Annotated in this window: 5 protein-coding genes and 1 pseudogene; 5 read left to right on the top strand and 1 reads right to left on the bottom strand. The window is 50.8% G+C overall.

What is annotated here, in order from left to right; genetic code table 11:
• A partial coding sequence (locus AB7E14_RS19045; protein ID WP_428169797.1) for an autotransporter outer membrane beta-barrel domain-containing protein occupies positions 1-200 on the top strand: 200 nt, incomplete at its 5' end.
• Positions 201-564: 364 nt separating this feature from the next.
• Positions 565-1,461: a PHP domain-containing protein gene (locus tag AB7E14_RS19050; RefSeq protein ID WP_316961983.1), complete on the top strand. Its 897-nt coding sequence runs from the start codon at positions 565-567 to the stop codon at positions 1,459-1,461.
• A 95-nt stretch (positions 1,462-1,556) separates the two neighbouring features.
• On the opposite strand, the gene AB7E14_RS19055 is transcribed toward AB7E14_RS19050, so the two are convergent.
• Positions 1,557-1,871 carry a PTS sugar transporter subunit IIB gene (locus AB7E14_RS19055; RefSeq protein ID WP_099433210.1) on the bottom strand — a complete coding sequence of 105 codons (315 nt, stop codon included), beginning with the start codon at positions 1,869-1,871 and terminating at the stop codon, positions 1,557-1,559.
• 332 nt (positions 1,872-2,203) lie between these two features.
• On the opposite strand from AB7E14_RS19055, the gene AB7E14_RS19060 reads away from it, so the two are divergent.
• The 3 genes and pseudogenes from AB7E14_RS19060 (at position 2,204) to AB7E14_RS19070 (ending at position 5,901) form a co-directional block, all read left to right on the top strand.
• Entirely contained in the window at positions 2,204-2,887 is a 684-nt protein-coding gene (locus AB7E14_RS19060; protein ID WP_428169798.1) for a Crp/Fnr family transcriptional regulator, read from the top strand.
• A 112-nt stretch (positions 2,888-2,999) separates the two neighbouring features.
• Positions 3,000-3,833: pseudogene (locus AB7E14_RS19065) on the top strand (class I SAM-dependent methyltransferase); the annotation flags it as partial.
• A 523-nt stretch (positions 3,834-4,356) separates the two neighbouring features.
• The gene (locus AB7E14_RS19070; RefSeq protein ID WP_043001668.1) at positions 4,357-5,901 is read left to right on the top strand and encodes a peptide MFS transporter; all 1,545 of its coding nucleotides are present in this window, start codon (positions 4,357-4,359) and stop codon (positions 5,899-5,901) included.
• The last annotated feature ends 234 nt before the right edge of the window (positions 5,902-6,135 follow it).

A 6,135-nucleotide genomic window follows, 5' to 3' on the forward strand; every position in this document is an offset into this window, starting at 1 on the left:
ATAACGGCGAGACCGTACTTCGTGATGCGTCCGGAGAGAAACGGATCAAAGGGGAGAAGGACAGCCGGATGTTGTTCAATGTCGGCATGAACGCGCAGATAAAGGACAACATGCGCTTCGGGCTGGAGTTTGAGAAATCCGCCTTTGGTAAATACAACGTGGATAACGCGATAAACGCGAATTTCCGTTATATGTTCTGACAGATATTAGTGGAGAGTGTCATGAGACACTCTCCACTAAAGTCGGAAGTCTTCGATGAGGTCTCCAGATTATCAATCATAGAGATATCCCTTTGTTGATTTTTCATTTTTTGTTGCCTGGATTTCACCGGCGAGCGCATTTATGCCGATTTTGATTATTTCCTTTATTCGGAAAATTAATCGTTTTCACAATGAGGGGACAAACGTAATGCTCCCCTCGGGTTCTCCTTATGAGAAACGGATTAACCCGCACCGATATTTCTACTGATTTTCAAACTCAGAATTTTCGCGCGCGCGTCGCTGTATTAATCCCCTGCCTGGTCATATAGTGCCTGCAGTACCTGAATATCAGCTTAAGGAGAAGATGATGAAGCGTATCGATTTGCACATGCATTCGGTATACAGCGACGATGCGGATTTCCCTGTCAGCGATCTGTTGACAATGGCGAAAGCGGCGAACCTGGCGGTGCTGGCGATAACCGATCACAACTCGGCGCGGTCCGTTGAGGAAGCTATTCACTATGGCAATGAAAACGCTGTGAGAGTGATGACGGGCATTGAAATTGACTGCTCGTTTGCGGGTAATAACTATCATCTGCTGGGCTACGGTTTTCGTCGTGATTGTCGGGATTTTGACGTCGTCGAGCAGAATTTCCACCATCTGGAAAGCGTCGCGACCCCGCTGAAACTGGCGAAACTTCGGGCGCTCGGGTTCCAGCTTGACGTCGATCGCCTGTATGCCCTGGCGGGCGATCGCGTTCCGCAGGAAGAGCAGATGGCGGAGTTAATTTTAGAGGATGCGCGCAATGCGAATCATGAACTGTTGCTGCCGTACCGGGCAGGGAACTCTCGCAGCGACATGCCGTTGATTAACTTCTTCTGGGATTTTTTTGGCCGCGACAAACCCTGTCATGTGAAGGTTGAACTGCCGCCCATGGCAGAGATGGCGTCGATGATTATTGATAACGGCGGTATTCCGGTGATTGCGCATATCGGCGCCAACGTAAAGGAAAAGCCGTTGTCGGTGATTGAGCAAATGTTGCCGCTCGGCGTACAGGGCGTGGAGGTTTTTTCCAGCTATCATGATGAAGCACTTCGTCGCGAACTTTATCAGTTCACGCTGGATAAAGCGTTGTTGGCGATCAGCGGCAGCGATTTCCACGGTAAAAACAAGCCCAACATCAAGATGGGCAGCAGCCAGCCCTGGGCGGCCGCACTGCCGAAGACGCTGGAAATTCTTGAAAGGGTGACGCTTTATTAACATAGACAAACCCGGCGTAACGCACCGGGTTTAATTTTTTGAGATTGCCCCTGTTATTCTTATTCATGAGCGGAAGCGGCTAATACGTTGCGGCGTCAGGCTGCCAGCTCAGGCATTTTCTCCTTCACAAAGTTTAACACTTTCTCCGCATCCAGCGACGCGTAGGGCAGGCTTTCAATAATGGCGACAGGGCGTGCACTTCCGACAATGTCATAAATGTCATTGAGCTTGTACTGAATATGCGGCGCTATGAGAAAACCGTCGAAAGCGGGCGCCACGCTTTCGAAATTATCCAGCCCCACCGCGCTTATCATGAGAGGATAGCCGCGGCTTTCAGCCAGTACCTGCATCTTTTTGGCAAGAGAATTTGCCGTATTCCCGAACAAACAACCTATCAGAAGCTTTTTCATGTTTTTGACCTCCTGAAAACGGTTCACAGAATAGGGCTGGCTGTGTTCAAAAAATGAGCGCCACATCTTATTTGCATAACAAATATATTCCAGCGTCGGTAGCGCAGACCTCTGGTGCCTCCTGCCGTGAAGACAGGTTGATGACACTTAAGTGGAACTGAGTTCCTGAACACGTCATGAAAAGGTGTGGTACGCACAGCAGTCAATTCGCATCAATGTGACTACACAGGGAGTTGGCGATAGTAAAAGGGACAGATGTCCTTTTTGTTATCGCCGCGCTCACTTTATTGTGCTATCCCATAAAGGGAAAATGGGATTGCGTCGAGGGGAAGATGAAAAATATCAATGACAGTGCCTTAAAAGAGCGGTTTATTTTAACGAACAGGTTATCGGCGATAATTAACCCCTCCCTGTTAGCGACACTGCGTCTGGTCAAAATTGATGCCGGGGAGTATCTGATGACGCAAAACACCTATTTGACGCATCTCTATTTCCTGGTTGACGGTAAACTGCAGGTCGAGCGCCATAATCCAAACGGGACGCACGCGGTTTATTCTTTTGAAACGCCTTTTTCGGTGGTTGGCGAAATGGAACTTTTCTCCATTAAGAAAAGTAAGGCCGTCGGTTCCGTTCAGGCATTAACGGACTCATGGTTACTGACCCTACCGGTCGAGGCCGTAAAAGAACATGCGATGAACGATCCCGCCTTTCTTCTTTTTATGTGCCAGAATTTAAGTCATAAACTACTGCATAATTCACTGATCCATTCCAGTGGCGCGATTTCGGTGGAATCTAAATTGCGTAAATTCTTACTTATTAAAACGCAAAACGAAGGCGCCACAATTCAACTGGAGAAAAGAGAGTCGCTCGCGGCCATGTTGGGTGTTTCTGTCAGGCAACTCAATCGTGCGCTGATAAAACTTGCGCAGCAAGGGATTATTCAACACAAAAATAAAACCCTGAAGGTGATTAATCCTGTTCGCTTATCAGATTTTCCTGCTGACAAATCTGAATAGGTGTGAGTTGGAGCGGGGTAAATAATCCCGGAAGCATGAGATAATGCGCCCGTTGTGAAGGCAGGCTGGAGCGATATTTCAGCCACCAGGTACATTACGATGAGATCAACGGATGAATCTTCTTGAACTGACACTTCTGAGTGGACAATACAACGATCGTGAAACGGGCGGAAAGATCCCGTGGAATGATCCGGATTTCAGCCGCAGGATGCTGGAAAACCATTTGTCGCAGGAACACGACTGGGCCAGTCGTAAACTCTCGGTCATTGAACAACAGGTCGACTGGATCGCCCGCCAGCTTCCCGTGGGCGCAACAATACTTGATTTGGGATGCGGCCCCGGCTTTTACACTCAACGTCTCGCGCAGCGCGGATTTGATTGCACTGGCGTCGATTTTTCTCCGGCCTCTGTGCAGTGGGCGCGAGAACAGGCGCAGAGCACAGCGCTGGATATTGAATATCAGGAACAGGACGTCCGCGACTACCAGCCTGATGGCACGTTTGATTTCATTATGATGACCTTCGGTGAAATCAATGTCTTCAGTTTTGAGGATGCGCAACGGCTGGTGGCGCGTAGTGCAGCCTGGCTGAAGCCGGGGGGCAAGTTGCTGATTGAAGTGCATACGTTTGACGAAGTCAAAAGACAGGGGATGGCTCCCGCGTCCTGGCAGCGGTGTCCAGAGGGGCTGTTTCTCGCCGAACCGCATCTGTTATTGAGCGAAAATCGCTGGAATGAAGAAACGCAAACCAGCACCACGACGTTCTGGGCGCTCAAGGCCGACGCCAGCGTTGTGCATTTTAGCAGCCAGACGCGGGCCTGGCGGGATGACGAGTATTTGCAGTTGCTGGCGCAGTGCGGTTTTCACACGACGACCCGTATTGCCGCTGAAGAGTGGCCGGTCAGTGAAACCTTTGCCGGCAAGCTCTACGCCCTGATGGGACGTCGAGAGACGGTATAAACGACAATTGCTCTGCGCTGCAACCAGAGAAACCCGATGCCCGATGGCTTACGCTGTCGGGCTTTTTCGCTATAACGGGGAACCTTACCTGGCAAGGGCATGATTCATCCTCAGGACTCAGCTATGTCATTCGGGCGACGGCGAAGCGATTGAACCTCCCGTGCAAGTATCTCAGTAAAAAAATGCCCTGGAAGATACAGCTCGATCCTTCGCGCTTCCCGGGACAATGCTTGTAGATAACACCTTGTTTATTAAAAAATTGATAGGCAATTATTTGCAAGCCTTTAAAGTCAATCATTATCCTTGTTTATCAAACAGAAAATCTACAAAACTAGACATCTATCGAGTTTTCATCTTAAAGTCCCGATGTTGGCACTAGACAAAACTGTCTTATGGTTATCAAATGGTTAAATAATATTTCGCTGGATGTGAATGATCGACCAGATAGATGAATGGTCGGCGGGTAATTCAGCGGCTACAAGCAAGACAACACACCATTGCGGGAGAAATTATGCATTCCTCTGTTAATAAAAACGAAAGCCGAACGTTCTTCGGCCATCCCTATCCGCTGGGGTCACTGTTCTTCACGGAGATGTGGGAACGGTTTTCGTTTTATGGCATTCGTCCGTTACTGATTCTGTTCATGGCCGCGACCGTCTACGACGGTGGCATGGGACTGGCGCGGGAAAATGCGTCTGCTATCGTCGGTATTTTTGCCGGCAGTATGTACCTGGCAGCGCTGCCGGGCGGCTGGCTCGCGGATAACTGGCTCGGGCAGCAACGCGCGGTGTGGTACGGCTCGATCCTGATCGCGCTCGGCCATCTGTCGATTGCCCTGTCGGCCTGGATGGGCGACAACCTGTTTTTCATCGGTTTGATGTTTATCGTGCTGGGGTCGGGTCTGTTCAAAACCTGTATCTCGGTCATGGTGGGAACCCTCTATAAGAAAGGCGATGCCCGCCGCGATGGCGGTTTTTCGTTGTTCTACATGGGGATTAACATGGGGTCATTCATTGCCCCGTTGATCTCTGGCTGGTTAATCAAATCTCACGGCTGGCACTGGGGCTTTGGTATCGGTGGGATCGGGATGCTGGTCGCGCTGATTATCTTCCGCGTGTTTGCCGTTCCTTCCATGAAACGCTATGACCGCGAAGTGGGGCTTGATTCGACCTGGAACAGCCCGGTGGTGAAGAGAAACGGCGTGGGACGCTGGTTGCTGGCGCTGGCCGTTGGTGTTGCCATCATTGTGACGCTGATTGCCCAGGGCGTGATTGTCATTAATCCGGTCGCCGTTGCCAGCATGCTGGTCTACGTCATTGCCGCGTCTGTGGCGCTCTACTTTATCTATCTGTTCGTGTTTGCCGGGTTGACCCGCAAAGAGCGCGCCAGACTGTTGGTCTGCTTTATTTTACTGGTTTCTGCGGCCTTTTTCTGGTCGGCGTTTGAGCAGAAACCAACCTCGTTCAACCTGTTCGCGAACGACTACACCAACCGCATGATCGGTGATTTCGAAATTCCAGCCGTCTGGTTCCAGTCGATCAACGCCCTGTTTATCATCCTGCTGGCTCCGGTCTTTAGCTGGGCCTGGCCGGCACTGGCGCGCCGAAATGTGCGCCCGAGCAGTATCACCAAGTTTGTTATCGGTATTCTGTGCGCGGCAGCGGGCTTTGGCCTGATGATGATGGCGGCGCAGAATGTCCTGAGCAACGGTGGAGCAGGCGTATCGCCGTTCTGGCTGGTGGGCAGCATCCTGATGCTGACGCTGGGTGAGCTGTGTCTGAGCCCGATTGGTCTGGCGACCATGACGCTGTTAGCGCCCGAAAGAATGCGGGGTCAGATGATGGGCCTGTGGTTCTGCGCCAGCGCTTTAGGTAACCTGGCGGCGGGTCTGATTGGTGGGCACGTTAAGGCTGACCAACTGGACATGCTGCCTGATCTCTTCGCCCGCTGCTCCATTGCATTGCTGATTTGTGCAGCAGTACTGATTGTGCTGATTGTTCCGGTGCGTCGGATGCTGGAAAACGCGCAAACGAAAACGGAGCAAAAACCGGCGTAAAATGCCTGACCGATAATTAACACTCGCAGATAAAACCGGTGCCTGATGCGCCGGTTTTATTTTTTCTTGCCAGGTAAAATCTTTATTCTGACGAACAAACGCCCGTCTCATAATCGTTAATGCTATTCCCACCAGAACATGCTTCAGGCTGAAAAAACGTCGGCCTGTTGTCGCTATGTTGCCGGAGATGATCGGCGAAATACCGTCACTCTTCCTCACAAAATGAGGTTTCAC

The sequence above is a fragment of the Citrobacter sp. genome (assembly GCF_050252275.1).
Classification (GTDB): Bacteria; Pseudomonadota; Gammaproteobacteria; order Enterobacterales; family Enterobacteriaceae; genus Citrobacter_A; species Citrobacter_A amalonaticus.

Coding starts and splice junctions, on each gene's coding strand:
- AB7E14_RS19070 (WP_043001668.1), top strand. CDS start 4,357: ATGCATTCCTCTGTTAATAAAAACGAAAGCCGAACGTTCTTCGGCCAT.
- AB7E14_RS19055 (WP_099433210.1), bottom strand. CDS start 1,871: ATGAAAAAGCTTCTGATAGGTTGTTTGTTCGGGAATACGGCAAATTCT.
- AB7E14_RS19050 (WP_316961983.1), top strand. CDS start 565: ATGATGAAGCGTATCGATTTGCACATGCATTCGGTATACAGCGACGAT.
- AB7E14_RS19060 (WP_428169798.1), top strand. CDS start 2,204: ATGAAAAATATCAATGACAGTGCCTTAAAAGAGCGGTTTATTTTAACG.